Here is a 19050-nt window from a genome sequence, read left to right as displayed (position 1 = left end):
GTATTACAATACAGATAAGAGTATTCTAAATTATCTGTATATGGAGGATGGAACGATGAAAAAATTACGTATGTTATCGGGATTATGTGTAGCAGGAATGTTAATGGTATCAGGGGTTGCGGGTTGCTCAAATGAAACAAAAAGCAATGCAAATCAACAAGAAAGTCAGAAAGAACGTGATATGAAAGAAGCGGATAAAACGGTTATGGATTACGTTAAAGCTGAAATTGAAGTGGACTATGGAAAGTTAGCAACGTTAGTTTATGAACCATTAAAGGATGAGGATAGAAGTGTACGTCATCCGGGAGCTAGTAAGGGTATGGGAAATAGATACGATTTATATAGATATAATTTAGAGGAAGGGAAAAATGAACTCTATTACGCAGTAAAATTCTATGATCCTGTAAAGGATGGGACAGTAAATATGGAGTTAAAAATGGTGAAAGATAAAAAAGACGGGAAATGGAAAAATTATAGCTGGACTTGGAATTGGCAACATAATATCAAGGACATAGTTGGAAGTGTAAAACCTGTACATGTCCATAAATGGGGGCAAAAGGAATGAAAAAACTTTTCTCTATTTGTATGATTCTAGTATTCTTTTTACTACCGTTAGGGCCTCATATGGCCCTAGCGGAAGATCAAAAAACGGAAGAAAAACAGGAACAAAAAGGGGCACGAATTTCCGAAAATTTATTTAGTGGGTACACAGATGGAATTTACAAAGATAAGTATTACGAAATTGATACGTACCAGCCAAAAGAAGATGAAAAAAATGTGTTTCAAAAAGTTGGTGGGTACTTATTTGGTGATGATAGTGTAGGCAAAGACTTACAACGGATGCTGTATACAACCTGTCAATGGTTTGCGAATATGGCCTTTCAGTTAAATGTCATTCTGGGGCAATTAACCATCTTCTTAGTCGATCAAGCGTTGAACCTGGACATTGTAGATACGGTTGCGGATAAATTAGGCGCGGCTATGCAGAATATTGCTGGTATTGGAAAAGGCGGCTTTTTATCTTCTGGACTCTTCCCAGCAATTATCGGTATTGCGTGTGTGTTATCCGCTTGTTATGCGGGGTACATCTTCTTTATTAAACGCCAACCCTCAAAAGGTCTAAGTGAGTTAGTGAAAACAGTATTTGTTATTGCTTTTATTGTTACGTACATTGGAAATGCAGGTACGATTTTAAAGAGTGCGAATACAATTAGTTCTGAAATTAGTGTAACGGTATTAGCGAAAGCAACAGGAACGGTTGCGGGTGATCCAGGACGTTCCAAAGCAGATGCGATTTTTTCAGTGAAAAAGCAGATTTGGGATTTGTTAGTTGAACGACCGTATTTGTTTTTACAGTATGGAGAGGATTCGAAAGAAAAATTAGGTGCTAAACGAGTAGATGAACTATTAGCAACACCTATGGGAAAAGATAGAGATGAAAAGATAAAAAAGGAAGTTAAAGACGGAAACCAAATGATGGTTATTTCTTCTGTAGGAGAACGTCTTGTATTTACAGTCATGTATTATGTGGTAAATACATTCGCAGGTGTTCCAGTAATCGCGTTTTGCTTATTAATTGTAGCATTCCAATTATGGTTCCTTGTCATGAGTATTATCTCACCAATCGTCATGGCGGTGGCTCTACTGCCAGGACATCGTAGAGTCATTGAAAGCTGGGCTTCACAATGGATTCGCCCATTAGCATTAAAAATCTTTATGTCAGTTATGCTTGTCATTATCTTTACGGTGGCAGAATTGCTATACGTGTTACCAGAAGCGGGCGTTGCAGGGTATGTATCTACAATGATTTTCCAAATTCTTGTTTTTGTTCTATGCTATCTGTTTAGAGATAATATTACAGCGGCTTTTAAGCGAGTGAAAGGTGTATATGAGACAGTCACAAATATATCTCTTATGACTGAAAATGTTGTAGACAAAGGAAAAGAGTATGCTGGAAATACAATGTCTTATATTGGAGACAAAATGGGAGCACACTTTAACAGCGCGGCAGAATTAGCAGCGGCAGGCGGCCAGTTAGAAAATACTGGGACAGATGATGAAAAAACAAAAGCCAATCCATTGATACAAGCAAATATACCGAATGAATTACCAAATAATCAAACGGAACAAGAAAAAGAAGAGAATAAAAAGAAAGGAAAGCTTATTTCCCTACAGGATCATGACAAAGAGGGGAATTTACCACAGCAAGAAGAGGAAGGAAAAGAACAACCGACACCAGGTGAAGAAGAAGCGCCAATGCAACAAGACCTTATCAGCTTAGATAAAGAAGCATTAGAACAAGAAATGGAAGGACAACAAGAAGGAACAGAAGTAGAAGAATCAGAAATGGAGGTTCAACCAGAGTTGGTATCTTTACAAGACGAGGAAATTCCAACAGGAGAAGAAGTGCCAACTGATATAGAGGGATATGAAGAAATCCAGACAGAAGTACCAGAGCAAGAGGTACCATTAGAAGAGGTTCCAACTGATATAGAAGCATATCAAGAAATTCAAACAGAAGTACCAGAACAAGAGGTACCACTAGAAGAGGCTTCAACTGATATGGAAGCATATGAGGAAATCCAAACAGAGGTGCCAGAACAAGAAATACCACTAGAAGAGGTTTCAAGCGATATGGAGGCATATGAAGAGATTCAAACAGAAGTACCAACACAAGAACTTCCATTAGAGGAAGTGTCACCAGATCATGAAGCATATGAAGAAATCCCATCTGATATCCCACAACAAGACATTCCAACAGAAGAAATTCCGATGGATATTTCAAGAGAAGAAATACAGCCAGAACAGGAAACTTCAACACATATTCCACAACAAGAAATCTCAACACCAATTGAAACAGAGGCAAATGAACCTTTAATACCAGACACAATTCGTGCAGATGTAAATGAAGAAGGTGTCATTGTACCTCATACAACAGAAACAACAAGTGCAGATATTCCAGATGCTATTCCTGCAGAAGTGAATGAGTCTGGGGAGATTGTTGCAAAAAAATCTGATATAGATGTCGAGTCAACTGTACAAGACACAAATTCTTCTGATTCATTTATCCCAACGGAACCTATTTCTTCTGATTTGACACCAGTAAATGAGAAAGAAGTAAGCAAAAATGAACCGATTCAAGAAGAAGCGGAAACAATTGATATACAGTATGAAGCTGTAGCCGCTGGAAGTGAAAACTGGATTCCGCCTAGTGATCCACAAGACTTAGACGACTTAGATGATTTAGAACCACCGAAAAAAGATGAGTAGAGTCCTAGACTTTTAGGACTTTACTATTTTTTTACGAAAAAAGGAGCGATATAGCTATGAAACAATGGGGATTAACGTGTATGAAAATGGTGAGTATCAGTATTTTTCTTTGTATCGGGTGTTTAGGTTGGATGAACATAATCATTCTTTTCATACAGAGAGAATGGCCAACAGATTTATTAGGATGGATTGGTTTAGGATTACTTATCTGGTATACGCTTATTCTTCTAACTCTTCAAATTATCCATAATGAGTTACGTTGCCTTATTGATGACAGGGCCAAACTAGCATTTTTCATTTGGTTTGTAGGAATCGGTCATTTTGGATTATTAGACTTTATACAAAATCAGCAATCTACTGTTTTAACGTTTCTATTTCATACTTTTGCGATTATACCCATTCTTTTAGCTCTTGCATATGGGCTGATTATTCGAAAGTATTCCAATCAATCTTGATACATGTTGCAAAGGGGGAGGGATGATATGAGACCAGAAATAAAAGAAGTCGTAGACAAAACGATACAAGAAGAGATTGCGCAAGAACAAAAAAAGAAGAAGAAAAAGAAATCCTGGTTACTGACATTTCTTTTTGGGAGTTCCACTTTCACGATAGGATTGTTCGTCTGTATTGGATTTCTTTTATTTATCGTTTTGGGGCAAGGCATTGGTAAAAAAGAAGAGGAAGCGCCAGCAACCATCCCAAGTAATGGAATGACGGTTTGTCGGCCAGGTGGAAAATCAGTGGCACCAGAAGAATTACAACCCCACCTAGGCGGCGTTTTTACAGGGAAAGCACAAGCTTTTTTAAATGCAGGAACACAAAACCAAATCGATCCCGTTTTATTAGCAGCCATTGCAAGATTGGAAACGGGGAACGGTACTTCTAATGCAGTAAAGAACTATAACAACCCTGGTGGCCTCATGGACCCTAGCAGTTCACAAATGAAAGGGTTTATGAAATTTGCCACTTTAGATGAAGGAATCAACGCTATGGCGCGAAACTTATATAAAAACTATATCGGTATGGGGATTACAACAATAGAAGCAATTGGAGCGAAATATGCACCACCAGGCGCCGCAAATGATCCGCATGGCACAAATGGTTTATGGCCAGTATTAGTAAAAAAATTTGTGGCGCAAATGGGCGGACTTACTTTCAATTGTGAAGCGGGAAAGCCAGGCGGCGTTGTAGATACCGGATCAGCAAGCTCACAAGGATTTATTCGTCCTATCGCTCAAACGACGATTACAAGCCCATTTGGACCACGCTGGGGCACCATTCATAAAGGTATTGATTATTCTTGCCAGGACGGTGTCACCGCAATTGCCGCGTCGAAAGGTGGCGTTGTAGAGTGGGCGAAATTTGGCGCTTCCGGTTCAGGGTTTGGCGGATACGGAAACGTAGTTGTTATCAATCATGGGAATGGATATTGGAGTTTATATGGTCATATGTCGTCCATTACTGTACAAGAAGGACAAAACATTGGAGTCGGGCAACAAGTAGGTGTTTGCGGAAGAACAGGGCAAGTAACAGGGCCACATCTTCACTTTGAGATCAAAACATCTTTGAGGTTTGGTCAAATCGACCCAGCACCTTATTTGCCGAAATAAGCGGAAAGAAAGGGAGGATTAGGGATGAAACAGGGAATCGTTGGTTTAATCATAGTTGTACTAGTGGGTATCAGTGTATGGTTATGGAATCAAAATCGCACCTTACAGTATAAAGTTGAGCAGACAGAAAAGAAATGGACGGAACAAGTAAAAGAGCTAAAAACAGAGAATCGAGCATTGGAAAAGCGTGTAACAGTTTTAACAGAAAATACCCAAGATAACGGGCAAGAAGTAGCAAAACAGTTTGTAGAGCTGCTAATACAGAATGATAACAAGCAAAAAGAAAAGCCAGGATTTGAGAAGATCAAAGAAATGATAACAGGGGAAGCAAGAAACAAATTATTAAACGCGCCAGGGGATGCACATAACCATATAGAAGATGATGGCTCTATGCATATTCAAACCAAAGCAAAGATAACAGATATGTACTACATCAAAACCGCTGATAATAAGGCGGATGTAACGGTTAAATATGATTATCTTGTAACGGTTGATGGAACAGAACAACAAGAAAAACACACTATGAAATTAAATTTAGTATTGGAAGGTGAGAAATGGTTTGTAGAAAATTATGAGTTCCAAATCAATACAGGAATTGAAGGACCATAGAGAAAGGAATGAGGGAGTTGGTGAATCAAAATGTATTGCATCATATAGGGTATGAAGTATTGCAAGAAACGTTTGTATTGATTCGAAATGTATTTTCCTATTCAAATCAAGATGAATACAGTGTGACATATGTACGAGAAATTGCGGATGCCTTGCATAATATCCCGCATTCGATTCAGAAACAGCATGATAAATTCCTAGAATTTGAGTTTAAATTGCTAGAAGAAACATTAATGCAAATGGACTTTGGAAAGGTTGCCGCGCAAAACATTCCCTATTTTAAAATGTATGCGGCACGTATACAGCAATTGTTACAGAAGCGCTATAACGGGGGGGAATTAAGGGGAAATGGGGCGATAAAGAATGATTGTATTTGGAATTGGGCTGTCAGTTTTGCTGATAGCCTTTTTGTTTATCCAGGTGTATCCGTTCCACGAACAAAAATTAGAACAAAGAAAATATGATGAATATGGAATTTGGATCATTATTTGTACAGGGGTATGCCTCTACGTATCGCATCATTTTTTACAAGAAAACACGTGGCAATGGGGATTGAAAATCATTGGTGCAACTTTTTTTACAGGCTTTTCAATGGGATGTGTCGGAAAACAAAGTATATATGATTTTCAACACAAAAAGTTCCCCTTTCAGAAAAAATGACGTTTCAGATTCGTTTGTAATTGATTTTAAAGGAGCTATTAATACATTTAGTATTGAATGAGGTTACGTCTTTTATTCGGTCTTTTGAGTGGTTTAAATGAGTTTTTAGAGAAAAGGGGGTGTGAGGATGATTTTTTTTAAGGTTATTGCATATATTTTGCTAAGTATAGGAGTTTGTACGCTTGTTTTGGCAGGAATTGCCGCGATTGTAAAGAAACAAATGATAATCGCAAATATAAACCTATTATTGGCCATGTATTATTTTTGTTCGGGAAGTCTTCTGTATTTGTGCACGTTATGGGAAACACAAGATATTTTCCTACAAGCCTTTTTGATTTTAATTGTGGGAATTGCGATCATCCGATTAAGAAAAAGCTGGTATGTACCGCAAATGCGTACCTATCTTCAAAAACAACAGGAGCAAGCGACAAATAAGAATGATCTGTGAGGAAATCCATGAAAAAAGGAGTGGAGAAATCTTGATACATCAATATGAATTGAACTTTTCGGTGATGTATAGTGGCAAGGTAACAGGCTCACAATCTACAATTATTCCAGCAAGTTCTTTAGAGGAAGCAAATGAAAAATTACAATCGGAAGTAAAGCGGCGATTAGGAAAATGTAGTATAACAGTGAATGAGGCAAGTTTATGTGTTTCCGAAGATAGTCGATATGCAATCGAACAGAAATAAAAGGGGAAAAGTCTTGTTTATACAACAAGGCTTTTTATTAGTTTATGGGACTATTATGTGATGCTGGACAATAATTTTAAAAATTGGAGCACAAATCTTTTTGTTTGGATAAGAAATGAAGAAAAATGGTGCATTAATAGGTTGATTGGATAGGATTTTACACGAAATGAAAAACGACATAACTTTTCAATTAATTCAACAAAATCTTAAAGTTGCGAAATGTTGGTGCTACCCCGTGTAGGAAGGAGTGATATATATGGGGTTTCACCAACATTTTGAAGCACCCCGTTAAGATGTCTTTTAATTACTGGCGACGAGATTTACCGTATATACTACCTCGATTTTGTGGCCATGTGTAGTGTTATAGGGAACAGAGAATGTTTGGAACCCAGCGATATCGTCAAATCGTACCTTGAAGCTGTACGAGCCAAAATATAAATCCTCTTCAACGTGCCCAAGGACAACATAGCGTTGCTTCAGGTCGTACTGAAAGACCAACATTTGATTAAGGTGCCCTGGGCTCTCCTCGCCGAAGTGATGAACAGTAAGTCGCTTATTGACGCCGATAGTCAGACTCTGACCTGGCAGAATGCCCATTCCCCCATTGTATATGTTCTCTGACTGAAATATCTCGTCATCGTTTACAGCGCGGACAATCCTGCCCCAAATATTGCCCTCTGGTGAGACGCGCTCAGATCCTGTGTTTCTTATAGTCGCGATTGAAACGTCAATAACCTTGGTTGCCATAGGCGCCCCCCTAAATATTGTGATCAAACTACAGGCATTTGCCTGTAGAGGTAAAGATTTATAATCGGTTTTTACTTCCATGCCAACGAACTGTGAACTGTATGGCTTAGCCGCACATCGGCTTGCCTAATCGTCCTTTCCCCCAATCGCAACTTTACGAGGATACACCCTATAATGGCCAGGTTGAAAACATGACCTATTCATTATAATACCTTCTTATTTAGCTAAAAGGGTGCTTAAATGAAGAAAGGTATTATAAACGGATATGGTTTTGAAGTCAGATGGTTGTAATAGTAAAAACATCAAACTCTTCGGAATTCATAAACAGCTTCAACTACTTGGCCATTGTCAGAAAATCTTACAGGTTTCTGAAACGTACTCCCCCTACTCATATTATTAAATTCATTGAAACTTATATTTGGTCTATGATCTCCAAGATGATCATCTGAGGAAAAAGCATCCTCCTCCATTAAGACACCACCTATCCACACAAATTCATTAGGATGAACAGCCAATTGCTTGCTAAGATTAAGCACATGGACTCCACCTCCAGTATACGGAGAAATCTCAATACCAGCACCATCTGCTTTTCTAAAAAGAGTGTGTGATTCTCGATTTCCCGGCGGAAATGCTGTTGTTCCTACACTTACACCTAGACCACCACGGATTTCTAATTCAGTGGGTCTCTCAGGCCAATTATCTCCACTAGAATCAAGGCATCGAAGTTCTTTTAAATTAACATCAATCGTTACAGACATAAAATTTCCTCCTTTTTATAAAATTTGTATATCATTAAGTATTTAGCTATCTGATTCAGAATATGTAACACAGTAATGAATTTTACAAAAGATACAGAATGTTAAACTGATAAAAACCCATTGATCTCAGTATGTGTACATGAGGTCAATGGGTTTTTATTATTATGTGTTCGAAGATATGGGAAGTATTTTGTGTGTCTATAAAGGTGTACTTTTACAGACATATGTCAACCTATGGAAAACAACATCTGTAAATATTGTTTTTTAATTTTACAGATGTCTGTTTACTTTTGATACATTTACAGATAAAAATGGTATAATAATTGATGAGGTGCAATGAAATGGGATATAAAAAATTTGGATATGTACGAGTTTCTAGCAAAGATCAAAATGAAGAACGACAAATTCGAAATATGAAGGATCTAGGTATAGAAGATCGAGATATTTTTATTGATAAACAGTCTGGGAAAAATATGCAACGTGAGAATTATCAAATGTTGAAACGCTTGGTTCGTACTGGAGATACCATTGTGTTTGATTCTTTAACAAGACTTGGAAGAAGTATGAATGATGTCTTAGAAGAATTCAGATATTATGAAAAGAACCAAATTAATTTGGAATTCATAAAGGAGCCATTTATTAATGTTAATTACATAGGTGAGAGTACCAATGATGTGATTCAAAGTGCAATCCAAAAGGCAACTCTTACAATTTTATCTGCTTTCGCAGAAAAAGAGCGGCATGATATTAAACAACGCCAGGCGGAAGGAATTGCTCTTGCAAGAAAACAAGGTAAACGTTTAGGGCGTCCTCCTGTTGAAATTACGGAAGAATTTATTGCTGCTTATACAGAATGGAAGTCTGGTACAATTACAGCAGTAGGGGCCATGAAGAAGTATGATATAAAACGTTCTTCATTTTACAAACTTGCTAAACAGTATGAAGAAAACAAAGAAGAATAAAAAGGTATTCGATGAATCAATTATGATTTAGGAGGTTGTCATATGAAAAATATAACAACAGTAAAAATCGGAGATTGTGTTCAATTCCCATATCGTAAGAATCCTTCTTTGCAATTAACCGGATACGTAGTAAGTGTATTAACAAATACAATTGTTGTAGATGTTTCAGATGTGTTGGGAACTGAAACAAATGAATTAGTTGATGTTAGACAGGTAGTGAAGCATGGTTGTTATAAAAAGATTGATAAATATATAAGAAGAAATGTCTCGTAAAAATGCTAGATATTTATAGTAATATAAAAAAAGAACTTGTAGATAAAACTACAAGTTCTTTTTGATTAAAGGGTTTATACATTTAGTTGGTTTATATTTTAATTCTACATATTCTTAACAAAAAAATTAGCTAAAACAAATAAAATATTTTCTTGATTAAGAGAAAAATAAAATTTTATATTAAGACCAAATCCATCGATCATCTTGATGAGATTGAGTATTGGTTTTATCAATTTTTTGAATATTATCTTTAACAGTTGCATCTGCATTAATATTACCGCGACCAAAAGCAAATTCCATATTAATTCTTACTTTATCTCCCAGGTTAAATTTTTGTCCTTGAGTTAAACGAACTTCTATAATTTCCTTTTGACCAAATTGATTGATATAAGGAACTATTACGTAGTTAGAGTCGTTAAATCTATTTCCTATTTCAATAATTTCACCTGTTACATAGCCATTTACTTCACGGTTTAAAATAGGATCATTTTCAACTTTTCCAACAGACTGTGCAATCATATAATCCTCAAAATTACGCATCATTGCACCGGTAGCTGTTATATAATCACCAGTTTTTACATTAGGGTTAAAGTTAGTTGTAGTAATACTAAAACGATTAGCATTGTCAATATGCTCGTTAGATTCTTTTACTTCAATATAGATAGTATTTCCTGTAACTTCCACTACACGACCTTCAATGGTTGAAATATTTGATTCAACAGCTGCACTAGCTTTTGTTACCTCTAATCCTGGCAAATTTGTACCTGCAAGGGTTGCAATTCCTAATGCACCAGCTAAAATGATTTTTTTCATATCCTAAAACATCTCCATTCATGTTGTATTTAAAAACATACTTAGGCTTAGACAATATATAACTTCACCTGTAACTATTATAATTACAACGAGAATTATTATCAACTATAAATTATATGTAATGTTGCATATCTTGAAATATACCTATACCAATGTGACATATAGGTTAATATAAAGTTATTAATACCCTTCTAATCTATTTTTCTATGTATTACTATTTATTTATTAGCCTCTTGAAGCGAAGCCTTTTTAGGGATTCGTATTTTTTATTCTTAACATTTGAATATTCATCTACCAAAAAGTAAAAAGACAGCAATAAATTAGCTGTTTTTTTACACCAAAAATATATTTATTACTTTTGATGAGATATACACCTTTTATAAGGCCCAGTACCGGCGTGTAGTAAGTGTTTTAATAAACACAATTGTTGTAGATGTTTCAGATATGTTGAAAAATGAAGTAAATAAGATAGTGGATGTTAGACAGGTAGTAAAGCATGGCTGTTACAAGATGAATAAACATGTTAAAAAATGTTTTAGGGGTACCGCCCCACATTTTAACGAAAATATACGCTAAGCAAATTTCGACATAAAATAAGCCGAGCTTCCACTCCTCTTTCCATCATCTTATGTAATTGACGTTGTTCATTTTGATCTTTTGTACTTACACATATATATCCATAAATATTTGCCATATTTAATATGCTCCCTACATTTGTTACCACAATTATACTACTTTCGTTTATAAAGGTGTTCACTAAAAATAAACGTTTACAAAATAATCTTAATGACCTTTATAAACTTGATGTTTCAATGTTTCATAGATGTTCTTTAACTGTTTGTAAAGGTATACCTTTACAAACTAAAAGAGGAATTGTTCATTATTGCATGTATAGATGTTATTTTTTAAGATAATTTCCACTAATTTAAGTCTTAATTTTTCTAAAGTAAGGTAAATATATCTGGGGGGAATATACATTGAGTATATGGAAATAAAATACACTTGATAAGTTCATACATAATATATTAAAAAATATAGATACAGAATAGCAGTAAAATTAGTAGTTATTTGTTTTAACCATAATTTTGTTTTGTTGTGCAAACTTATGTTTTTTATAGTTGGGAATTCTATATTAAATTTATATGATAATATATATTGATACAAATACATATCAGGAGGTTATATAATTAACATGGTATTTTGTTATTTTCTCATTTTATATTTTTGTACTGTAGCATTTGGGATTCAAATGGTTTATTTTGCAGAGCCGCTTTTCACAATATTTTTCGCTCCAGATTCAATAGAAATCTTTCTCTGTATGTTAATAATGGCTAGTATTTTCTCTATTCTATCATCTATAATTTTACACTTTATTTATATTTGGAGATACGATTCGGAAATATTCTTGACGAAGTTTTATCGAGTACATTTTTGGGTTACCTATTTTTCAGGAGCTTTTTCATTAGTTATGGCCAGTGAAAAAGTTTTAAAGGAATGGGGATTCAAGGGAATTATAGTAAATGAAAATAAAAAAGTAACCTATCTTATCTTATTTTTCATTGCTGTATCAAATAATGCTTTTTATAAGGCTTTTGAAAAGATGCTTACTGAAAAACTTGAAATTATCAAAATAAAAATTCAAGTTTGGATAGAGAAAATAAAAATTTAAAAGTAATAGTATAATTTAAATTAGATTAGGTTTTATAGTTCTATTGTGAGCATTTCAAAAGAATGAACATACCATTTTGTAAGTATAATATGGGAATTACTTGAATACGGTTTTGGGATTTATTCCGAGTATATTGCTTAAGTACCATAGTAATTTTTCTTTAGTTACTTGATTGAATTACTGATATAATGGAAAAAAAAGGGGGGAGGTTACTTTGGTTGAGTAAGAGGGATCACAATATCATTATTGAAAATTTATGCGGGACGGGCTAAAAATTTTTATCATTACAACATTATTTAATGTTTAATAGATGTTTTAGAAAGATAAAAATCTAAGTTTAATTGAACATTGATTTGTTTACACACTGCAAAAACATAAGGTTTTCTGGACAGATAGCTCTTAATGTGTAGTAAATGTTTAAAATGTGTCTAAATGTACAAATTCCTCGAAATGATATGGTGACCCCTAATAGGAAATTAATATCTATTAAGGAGCTTATTAATATGGAGAAAAACCTTCAAACATTCATCAATTCTGATGACAAGGAAATTATAACTGAGTCTTTTACTATAAAAGATAACATTTTAAAATTTAATGATATTACTTTAAATTTAAGTAATATAGCGCTTTTATATGCAGGTAAAAAGAAATTTAAAGTTCCATTTATCGCTATTTTTATTTTCTTAATTTCATTCTTTATATTATTTGAATTTTTAATGGTTGGATTAATTGGATGTGGGCTTTCTGGTATGTATATATGGTTAATGTATCAATCATATTCAAGTAATAGACAATACTTAAATTTTCAAATGAATTCAGGAAAATACTATCGAATTTATTTTTCAGACAAGCCTTTTTTAGAAGAAGCCAAGTCTGTTGTAGAGAACGCTTTTAACAATAAACATATGGAATCTACAGTAAATATAAAAGAACAAAAAATAATTTATGGAAATGATTATCAAGTAAGCGGAAATAATAATGTTTTTGATGCAACTATCCAAGAAAACTCTAATGTAAATTCACATAATGCAAAAAGTTTTAATAAACATAATGAAGATAATTCTGTCAATATTAGAGATATTAAAGGTACTTCTATACAAGGAGCGAATTTCGGTAACAATAACCATTTAAATACTAGTAACATACCCCCGAATTTTAATTGGGAAGAAATTATTTCTGATTTAGAAAAAGTGATATCTTCTATCAAAATCGAATCCGATGTAAAAAAAGCAAGTATTGAAGCTCTTGCTGCCAGTAAAAAGGAAGATATTTCTCTTTTTGAATCAATTATTAAAAAATATAATAAAGAATTCTTATCTGATCTCTTTCAAAATACTGCGAGTGGTTTACTTGTTCAAATAGTAAGTAAAATATTAGGTGTTGTATAATTATAAATTTAAAGCTGTGTGAATTTATATCTGAAAATCTGTAAATAGAAAACAAAAATAACAATCCTTATTAGATTGTTATTTTTGTTTTCTATTGTTTGATAAGTTTAATGATAACTAAAGGTATTATTAATAAAATAATAGTTTTTTATATGGATATTGGGTGGTTGTTTTCAAAAATTATGGATGAACTTAGTTTTCTTTTTCTTTGTTATATAATATTTATATGATAAATGTTAAATTTAACAAAGTAGGCAATTGAATCCTGTATTATCTCATATCTCAAATTTTGATTCATAAACAAAACATTTCAAATAAACATTTGTTTAATTTTTCCACAACTAATTTCTTCATCATTTAAGTAAAAGAGATAAAAACATTCCATTTACATATATTTAAGAATTATATGTAGTTATAATATGAAGATCATTTTCCTATAGTTAATTAATCCAGAATATAAATATACGTATTTCTATAAGAATGCACCATTCTTCTTTATTTACCTATGTATATATTTTTATTAATTTATTATGATATCTACGTTGATTTAAAACGGTTTATATAAAATCAATAAATGAGATTTTTAGAGGAAGGGTGGACCTTTATTGATTAATTCACATAATTTTCAAACATCAAAACCCGAGATTTTAATATTTGTTATATAATGGAATCAAGCCGTAATCAATATGGTTTCCCCGTTATGAATAATGAAATAATTTATGTGTCCCGTGTATTCGCTTTAAAGCAAAAAGAACTTGTAGTGACTTCTACAAGTTCTTTTTGTTTTTCTGCTTAAATAGTAAAGAATATGTTAACTATTCATTTTCCATAAAAATAGCGAACGCTTTTTGATCTACCTAATTAATTTATATCGGGATCTTATTATTAATTATCAATTTTTTTATAAATGATCAGACTTCTTTTAAAATCATCAATCATTATTTCAAACCAACACTAGTATCAAATTTTAAATATTATCTTGGCTTAACATTAATATTTACTGATGAATAACTTTTTATAATTTCACCATTTCCATAAAAAAACAGGTCCTTATGTACTTTAGCATAAGGGCCTGTTTTACAAATATAAGTAATTAATAGATTATGTTTTATCATACTAAGTATACTCGTACATATAGCCATATATAAGAATTTGATGGACTCTCTTTATTTAAATATGTCCTTCTTTTTTTAGATTGTTTTTAGTCTCATTTACTCGATCTTCAATTTCTTGCAGGGCTTCATTATATTCATTTATTCCTGCTATTTTTTTAATCATTTCTTTGTTTTCCTTTGAAATAACAAAATTATCAATCACAATAATTTTGTTATCGTTTATGATATTTCCATAATCATCAAATGAAATACTTACATTAAAATCAGCGTCATTTTTAAAACCAGGATTGAGTTTTACAGGAACAAAGGATGAACCATTGCCATTTTTTTGTTTAATGTAAACAACATAGTATTTATTTTCTTTAACTGGAATCGAGCTTGTATTTGAACTTTTTTCTTGTTGATAACTTTTTTCATTATTTGTATTAGTTACTTCTTCTTTTTTTTCTAAAAAGAAGAAGTAAAAGTAAGCTCCTAAAGATAGCAGGAGGATAATAATTAAAAAGCTAACCGTTATCTTTTTATTATTCACCCATTTAATCTCCTTTTTCAACATTATTTTTCTATAAGTATCTGTTTCGTAATATTATATTCTTTTATGCTTAAAATAATACTGATTAATATTATGTCGAAAATTGTAAGTCCTATGATTGTTTTTACAAGTAATAAAGTGTTACTTGTATTAAAAAAGCAAATCGCAAACGTAAAATTCCAAAATACCAATATTACCAAGTAAGCGAGATAATGTTTCTCGAAAAAGTTATAACCAAAAATCCATTGTAATGCTAATGACTTTTTGTTCATTTCTAAATAATACATAGAAGAGAAAAATAGTAAAACAGCTGCCAAGATTACAAATAGACTACAATAAATTGTGGCTAATTGTAGCAATTCTTTGTTATTTGCTATCTTTAATTCCACATTAGAATAAGCTACAGAAATAGGTTGCCAAACCTTATCAAAATTATGCTTCTTTAAAGTATCTTGTGTTACTTTGAAAGGATTTTCACGATCGCTATTTTTAGTATAATAACCATATCCCATAGAAATGCTAGTTGCCAAAATACGTGGATCAAATTTACTATTTACTATTATAGCAATTGGATCAGTTATTTCATAGTTATTCTTTTCTGCCATATTTGTAGAGAAGGTAAAGTAAGATTGATTATTTTTAACATATAAAATATTCACTTTGGGAGGGATAGAATCTGTTTCATTATATATACCTATATAATCTTTTGCTATAGTACTTTTAATATCATTTTCGTATTTCTTAAATTTTTTTGGTACAATGACAGTTATTTCATTAGAATTAGGGTCATCTGAAATTTCCACCCGTTTATTATCAACTCCAATAATCGGATTTACAGATAGATAATTTTTGTTAATTTCAACTTTCTTTCCATCCATTCCCCAAGGGTTTGGGCCTATAGGAATTTCAGAACTATCCATATAGTAAGCAGATGGAGAAATATAAAAAGCTCCCTGTGACTCTAGTTCTGTATATAATAATTGAAACTGTCGCTTTTCTTCCTCATTTTGAGACTTTAATAGTCCTGGTTCAGATTCTGAGATTACTCCTAAATAAGAGTAGTCTTTTAATAGAGACCATTTTTTTTCTTTATCCACAGTACTTTTAAGTCCAAGAAAAGAACTAATTCCTTGTTGTAATCCCAATGTAAGAAAAATAGCTAATACAAACCGAATAATAATATTTATATAAAACAATGGTTTTATAGGTTTTTTATTTTTAATCATTTGAGAAATATTTATGGTTTTGGTCCCTAACCATGTAACGATAAATATTAGTAAGATAATTAAAATTAATGGAGTTATATTGTTTAACCAAAAATATAGAAAAGGGAACAATTGTTGGAACCCGTTATAAAAATATAAGTATACTAATAGCCCTGAAATTCCTATAGATAATGAACTTAGGAAAACTATAATATACTTCCTAAATAAAAAAGCCCCTATTTGCCAGAAATTATATCCTAATAAATATCTAACTGCTATTTCTTTATAGTTATTAATTACATCATATAACATTGCAAGTGCTATTAATAAGCATAATATTAATGATGCTTTGTACATCATATCTTGATAAGGATATTGGGTAATTGAACTTTGAGCTTCCTCTTTTGAAATTTTTACAATAAATCCATATTCAGATGCTAGATCTTTTAATTTTTCTGCGTTTTCTTTTCCATTTAAAGTATATGTACCTTTGATGTCCTTTGTTTTTTCAGCGGCAATCATTGGACGAATTTCTATTGGGTCAAAACTATGAAAAATTTCAAGTTGACCTACTTGATGATTGTTATGAGTTTTTATAGTTGACATAAAATCATTTTGATCGCTATTTATATTTAAAAATTTACCAGCCTTTAATTTTAATCCCTCAAAGTATTTATCATTTTCAAAAAAGGCCACATAATATACTGTCTTATCTTTGTTATTTTTATCCTTTTCATAAGATATTCTTTGGAAGTTTACGTTCGCCTGTTTTGCCATCTTTTCTAATAAACGAAAATTTTCAAATTTGCTTTTTTGAGAATCCCCATTTTCCACAATTAGATTCCATTTTTCACCTGTACTATCATTATTAAAAGATTGAAATTGAATATATTCAAATTGTTTTATAGATAAAAAACTTATAACTATAAAAGTGGTTATAAAGAGAAGAAAAATTAATTTTTTCATAACCATTCCTCCCTTATAATTCTATTGTTCTTGAAAAGAATTTAGTTAAATCTTTGTCATGAGTCACCATAATAATTGTTTTTCCCTGTTTATGTAATTTCTGAAACAAGGATACAATAATATCTCGGTTCTCACTATCCAATGATCCAGTTGGTTCATCTGCTAAAATTAAAGAAGGATCTTTAAGTAGCAATCTAGCGATTGCAACACGTTGCTGTTCTCCACCACTCAGGGTATGTACTATTTCCTTTTCATAATCAACAAGACCTACTTCTTTTAATACTAAAGATATAGCATCATGTTTTTGTTTTTTCTTCAATTTTTTATGTTTGAGAGCAATTTCTAAATTTTCATTTACTGTTGCGTTATCTATTAAAGCGTAGTTTTGAAAGATAAAACCTAAGTGATTTCTTAATAAAAGTCGTTTTATTTTTCTTTTATGTATTTCTTTACCCATTATTTTTACAATACCTGAATCAGCTTCTTCTAAAGTACCCATTATATTTAAAAGAGTCGTTTTCCCCTGACCACTTTTTCCGACGATACCAATGAACTCGCCTGATTTTACTTCTAAGCTAAAATCTTTAAAAATAGTTTTTCTATTAAATGCCTTGCACATATTTATTATTTCAATCATATATTTATCACCTTTTCAAAGCAAAAAGGGATTTATTAATATATATAAATCCCTTTTGGCAACTAGTATTATAGAACGTGCTTATTATAACTAACAGCGTATGGTCCGTTAAAATCTAAATTTAACATCGACCAACCTCCAGGATTTGCAACTGGTCCATAGTAAGTTACACCGTTTTTGGTAATTGTACCATAGTGTTTTAACGAAGAATGTAAATAATGGTTATACCACTGCATTTTTGATTGATTATATCCATAATCCCATGTTTCTGCAGCTTTTGCTGTTATTGGTACAACAGAACCTACTGCTAGTAATCCCAATAAAGCAAATGTAATCGCTTTTTTCTTCATGCATATCTCCCTCTCTTTTTGTTAATATATTACATGGATAATTATACCATAAGTATTCCAAAAAACAACAATATTCTAAAAATTTCTCGTGTAAGGCTATTATGATTTATATTTAAGGAGAAGAGTATAGATAGTAATAGATTTCTAGAAAAAATATATTTTAGTCTAAACATTTGGCGGATAAAATCTTTGTGATTTTAGAAAACCTAATTACTTAAGTCAATCAGATCCTTATTTTCTTTTTTATTTAATTTATTAGTAAGATTTATTCATTTTTCTCTTTCTAAAAGTAACTTTTTTAATGATTCTTTAATTTTTAACTTTTCATATTCAGTGCATGGTTTTTCTTCTACTTCTGTGACAAGCGGATAAACTTGTAGCAATAATTCATAAATATCTTTCATTTACTATTCAACTCCTATATATTTTATCTTTAAACCGCCATTATACATTTTTCTTACTTTGCATAACAAAAAAATTATTTCATTGAATAACTATATAGAGATAAATTTTTCATTTAGTAGGACCCCTTGATGAGTATATTTGATAACCTAATTAGGTGCAAAATGAATTGGGTATATTCTCTATTTATCTTAGTGATTCCTATGTATCTTAATGTGATTTTTGATGTAATACGATTTAATATTGTATTTCTACCTATTGTAGCACATCCAATGTGAATGAAATATAAGCTTTACAAAACATACAAAATGTTAAACTCACAAGAACCTGTGATATCATGCGTTTTTCTATGGTATTACTGGTTTTTTTCGCTATAAAATGAAAAGAAAAAG

The 19050-nt window shown here is 32.0% G+C and carries 20 protein-coding genes and 2 pseudogenes; 13 read left to right on the top strand and 9 right to left on the bottom strand.

Annotated elements, in window-relative coordinates; all coding sequences use genetic code 11:
* The first annotated feature begins 40 nt into the window (after window positions 1-40).
* The 9 genes and pseudogenes from MR143_RS29285 to MR143_RS29250 all read left to right on the top strand — a co-directional run bounded on the left by MR143_RS29285 (window position 41) and on the right by MR143_RS29250 (window position 6841).
* A complete protein-coding gene (locus MR143_RS29285; RefSeq protein WP_242281195.1) occupies window positions 41-565 on the top strand; it encodes a hypothetical protein in 525 nt (174 codons plus the stop codon).
* On the top strand, window positions 562-3270 hold the full coding sequence (locus tag MR143_RS29280; RefSeq protein WP_242281194.1) for a CD3337/EF1877 family mobilome membrane protein: 2709 nt from the start codon (window positions 562-564) through the stop codon (window positions 3268-3270). The genes MR143_RS29285 and MR143_RS29280 overlap by 4 nt, the downstream gene beginning before the upstream one ends.
* A gap of 56 nt (window positions 3271-3326) precedes the next feature.
* The gene (locus tag MR143_RS29275; RefSeq protein WP_221818539.1) at window positions 3327-3725 is read left to right on the top strand and encodes a hypothetical protein; all 399 of its coding nucleotides are present in this window, start codon (window positions 3327-3329) and stop codon (window positions 3723-3725) included.
* A gap of 27 nt (window positions 3726-3752) precedes the next feature.
* Complete coding sequence (locus tag MR143_RS29270; RefSeq protein WP_242281193.1) at window positions 3753-4880, top strand: peptidoglycan DD-metalloendopeptidase family protein; 1128 nt, start codon at window positions 3753-3755, stop codon at window positions 4878-4880.
* A gap of 24 nt (window positions 4881-4904) precedes the next feature.
* A complete protein-coding gene (locus tag MR143_RS29265) occupies window positions 4905-5489 on the top strand; it encodes a hypothetical protein (protein ID WP_242281192.1) in 585 nt (194 codons plus the stop codon).
* A gap of 8 nt (window positions 5490-5497) precedes the next feature.
* Window positions 5498-5815 (top strand): annotated as a pseudogene (locus MR143_RS29260) (hypothetical protein); the annotation flags it as partial.
* A 37-nt stretch (window positions 5816-5852) separates the two neighbouring features.
* On the top strand, window positions 5853-6149 hold the full coding sequence (locus MR143_RS33320; protein WP_042868099.1) for a hypothetical protein: 297 nt from the start codon (window positions 5853-5855) through the stop codon (window positions 6147-6149).
* Window positions 6150-6276: 127 nt separating this feature from the next.
* Window positions 6277-6597, top strand: a complete 321-nt coding sequence (locus MR143_RS29255; RefSeq protein WP_074569886.1) for a hypothetical protein — start codon at window positions 6277-6279, stop codon at window positions 6595-6597.
* 31 nt (window positions 6598-6628) lie between these two features.
* Window positions 6629-6841 carry a hypothetical protein gene (locus MR143_RS29250; RefSeq protein ID WP_074569906.1) on the top strand — a complete coding sequence of 71 codons (213 nt, stop codon included), beginning with the start codon at window positions 6629-6631 and terminating at the stop codon, window positions 6839-6841.
* A gap of 300 nt (window positions 6842-7141) precedes the next feature.
* On the opposite strand, the gene MR143_RS29245 is transcribed toward MR143_RS29250, so the two are convergent.
* A complete protein-coding gene (locus tag MR143_RS29245) occupies window positions 7142-7588 on the bottom strand; it encodes a hypothetical protein (RefSeq protein WP_242281191.1) in 447 nt (148 codons plus the stop codon).
* 302 nt (window positions 7589-7890) lie between these two features.
* Window positions 7891-8346 carry a hypothetical protein gene (locus MR143_RS29240; RefSeq protein WP_242281190.1) on the bottom strand — a complete coding sequence of 152 codons (456 nt, stop codon included), beginning with the start codon at window positions 8344-8346 and terminating at the stop codon, window positions 7891-7893.
* A gap of 341 nt (window positions 8347-8687) precedes the next feature.
* Between MR143_RS29240 and MR143_RS29235 the strand changes: the two genes are divergently transcribed.
* Together MR143_RS29235 and MR143_RS29230 are read left to right on the top strand one after the other, a co-directional pair.
* Window positions 8688-9308 carry a recombinase family protein gene (locus tag MR143_RS29235; protein ID WP_242281189.1) on the top strand — a complete coding sequence of 207 codons (621 nt, stop codon included), beginning with the start codon at window positions 8688-8690 and terminating at the stop codon, window positions 9306-9308.
* A 42-nt stretch (window positions 9309-9350) separates the two neighbouring features.
* Entirely contained in the window at window positions 9351-9581 is a 231-nt protein-coding gene (locus tag MR143_RS29230) for a DUF2187 domain-containing protein (RefSeq protein ID WP_000790462.1), read from the top strand.
* Between the two features lie 180 nt (window positions 9582-9761).
* On the opposite strand, the gene MR143_RS29225 is transcribed toward MR143_RS29230, so the two are convergent.
* On the bottom strand, window positions 9762-10394 hold the full coding sequence (locus tag MR143_RS29225; protein ID WP_242281188.1) for a hypothetical protein: 633 nt from the start codon (window positions 10392-10394) through the stop codon (window positions 9762-9764).
* Window positions 10395-10986: 592 nt separating this feature from the next.
* Window positions 10987-11118 (bottom strand): annotated as a pseudogene (locus MR143_RS29220) (recombinase family protein); the annotation flags it as partial.
* A 744-nt stretch (window positions 11119-11862) separates the two neighbouring features.
* Here MR143_RS29220 and MR143_RS29215 point away from each other — a divergent pair.
* Complete coding sequence (locus tag MR143_RS29215; protein ID WP_242281187.1) at window positions 11863-12063, top strand: hypothetical protein; 201 nt, start codon at window positions 11863-11865, stop codon at window positions 12061-12063.
* 503 nt (window positions 12064-12566) lie between these two features.
* Complete coding sequence (locus MR143_RS29210) at window positions 12567-13451, top strand: hypothetical protein (protein ID WP_000414403.1); 885 nt, start codon at window positions 12567-12569, stop codon at window positions 13449-13451.
* A 1170-nt stretch (window positions 13452-14621) separates the two neighbouring features.
* Here MR143_RS29210 and MR143_RS29205 read toward each other — a convergent pair.
* The 5 genes from MR143_RS29205 to MR143_RS33085 all read right to left on the bottom strand — a co-directional run bounded on the left by MR143_RS29205 (window position 14622) and on the right by MR143_RS33085 (window position 18660).
* Window positions 14622-15098: a hypothetical protein gene (locus MR143_RS29205; RefSeq protein WP_061884971.1), complete on the bottom strand. Its 477-nt coding sequence runs from the start codon at window positions 15096-15098 to the stop codon at window positions 14622-14624.
* Window positions 15099-15121: 23 nt separating this feature from the next.
* Window positions 15122-17269 (bottom strand): FtsX-like permease family protein, encoded by a 2148-nt coding sequence (locus tag MR143_RS29200; RefSeq protein WP_242281186.1) that lies wholly within the window; start codon window positions 17267-17269, stop codon window positions 15122-15124.
* 13 nt (window positions 17270-17282) lie between these two features.
* Window positions 17283-17906 carry an ABC transporter ATP-binding protein gene (locus MR143_RS29195; RefSeq protein WP_242281185.1) on the bottom strand — a complete coding sequence of 208 codons (624 nt, stop codon included), beginning with the start codon at window positions 17904-17906 and terminating at the stop codon, window positions 17283-17285.
* Window positions 17907-17974: 68 nt separating this feature from the next.
* Window positions 17975-18256 (bottom strand): lactococcin 972 family bacteriocin, encoded by a 282-nt coding sequence (locus tag MR143_RS29190; RefSeq protein ID WP_061884968.1) that lies wholly within the window; start codon window positions 18254-18256, stop codon window positions 17975-17977.
* 269 nt (window positions 18257-18525) lie between these two features.
* The gene (locus MR143_RS33085; protein WP_255446532.1) at window positions 18526-18660 is read right to left on the bottom strand and encodes a hypothetical protein; all 135 of its coding nucleotides are present in this window, start codon (window positions 18658-18660) and stop codon (window positions 18526-18528) included.
* Window positions 18661-19050: the final 390 nt, after the last annotated feature.

It is taken from the genome of Bacillus cereus group sp. BfR-BA-01347, assembly GCF_022663835.1.
Taxonomy (GTDB): Bacteria; Bacillota; Bacilli; order Bacillales; family Bacillaceae_G; genus Bacillus_A; species Bacillus_A thuringiensis_K.
This window is presented reverse-complemented; position numbering and strand designations above follow the sequence as displayed.

Coding starts and splice junctions, on each gene's coding strand:
- MR143_RS29285 (WP_242281195.1), top strand. CDS start 41: ATGGAGGATGGAACGATGAAAAAATTACGTATGTTATCGGGATTATGT.
- MR143_RS29280 (WP_242281194.1), top strand. CDS start 562: ATGAAAAAACTTTTCTCTATTTGTATGATTCTAGTATTCTTTTTACTA.
- MR143_RS29275 (WP_221818539.1), top strand. CDS start 3,327: ATGAAACAATGGGGATTAACGTGTATGAAAATGGTGAGTATCAGTATT.
- MR143_RS29270 (WP_242281193.1), top strand. CDS start 3,753: ATGAGACCAGAAATAAAAGAAGTCGTAGACAAAACGATACAAGAAGAG.
- MR143_RS29265 (WP_242281192.1), top strand. CDS start 4,905: ATGAAACAGGGAATCGTTGGTTTAATCATAGTTGTACTAGTGGGTATC.
- MR143_RS33320 (WP_042868099.1), top strand. CDS start 5,853: ATGATTGTATTTGGAATTGGGCTGTCAGTTTTGCTGATAGCCTTTTTG.
- MR143_RS29255 (WP_074569886.1), top strand. CDS start 6,277: ATGATTTTTTTTAAGGTTATTGCATATATTTTGCTAAGTATAGGAGTT.
- MR143_RS29245 (WP_242281191.1), bottom strand. CDS start 7,588: ATGGCAACCAAGGTTATTGACGTTTCAATCGCGACTATAAGAAACACA.
- MR143_RS29240 (WP_242281190.1), bottom strand. CDS start 8,346: ATGTCTGTAACGATTGATGTTAATTTAAAAGAACTTCGATGCCTTGAT.
- MR143_RS29235 (WP_242281189.1), top strand. CDS start 8,688: ATGGGATATAAAAAATTTGGATATGTACGAGTTTCTAGCAAAGATCAA.
- MR143_RS29230 (WP_000790462.1), top strand. CDS start 9,351: ATGAAAAATATAACAACAGTAAAAATCGGAGATTGTGTTCAATTCCCA.
- MR143_RS29225 (WP_242281188.1), bottom strand. CDS start 10,394: ATGAAAAAAATCATTTTAGCTGGTGCATTAGGAATTGCAACCCTTGCA.
- MR143_RS29215 (WP_242281187.1), top strand. CDS start 11,863: ATGGCCAGTGAAAAAGTTTTAAAGGAATGGGGATTCAAGGGAATTATA.
- MR143_RS29210 (WP_000414403.1), top strand. CDS start 12,567: ATGGAGAAAAACCTTCAAACATTCATCAATTCTGATGACAAGGAAATT.
- MR143_RS29200 (WP_242281186.1), bottom strand. CDS start 17,269: ATGAAAAAATTAATTTTTCTTCTCTTTATAACCACTTTTATAGTTATA.
- MR143_RS29195 (WP_242281185.1), bottom strand. CDS start 17,906: ATGATTGAAATAATAAATATGTGCAAGGCATTTAATAGAAAAACTATT.
- MR143_RS29190 (WP_061884968.1), bottom strand. CDS start 18,256: ATGAAGAAAAAAGCGATTACATTTGCTTTATTGGGATTACTAGCAGTA.
- MR143_RS33085 (WP_255446532.1), bottom strand. CDS start 18,660: ATGAAAGATATTTATGAATTATTGCTACAAGTTTATCCGCTTGTCACA.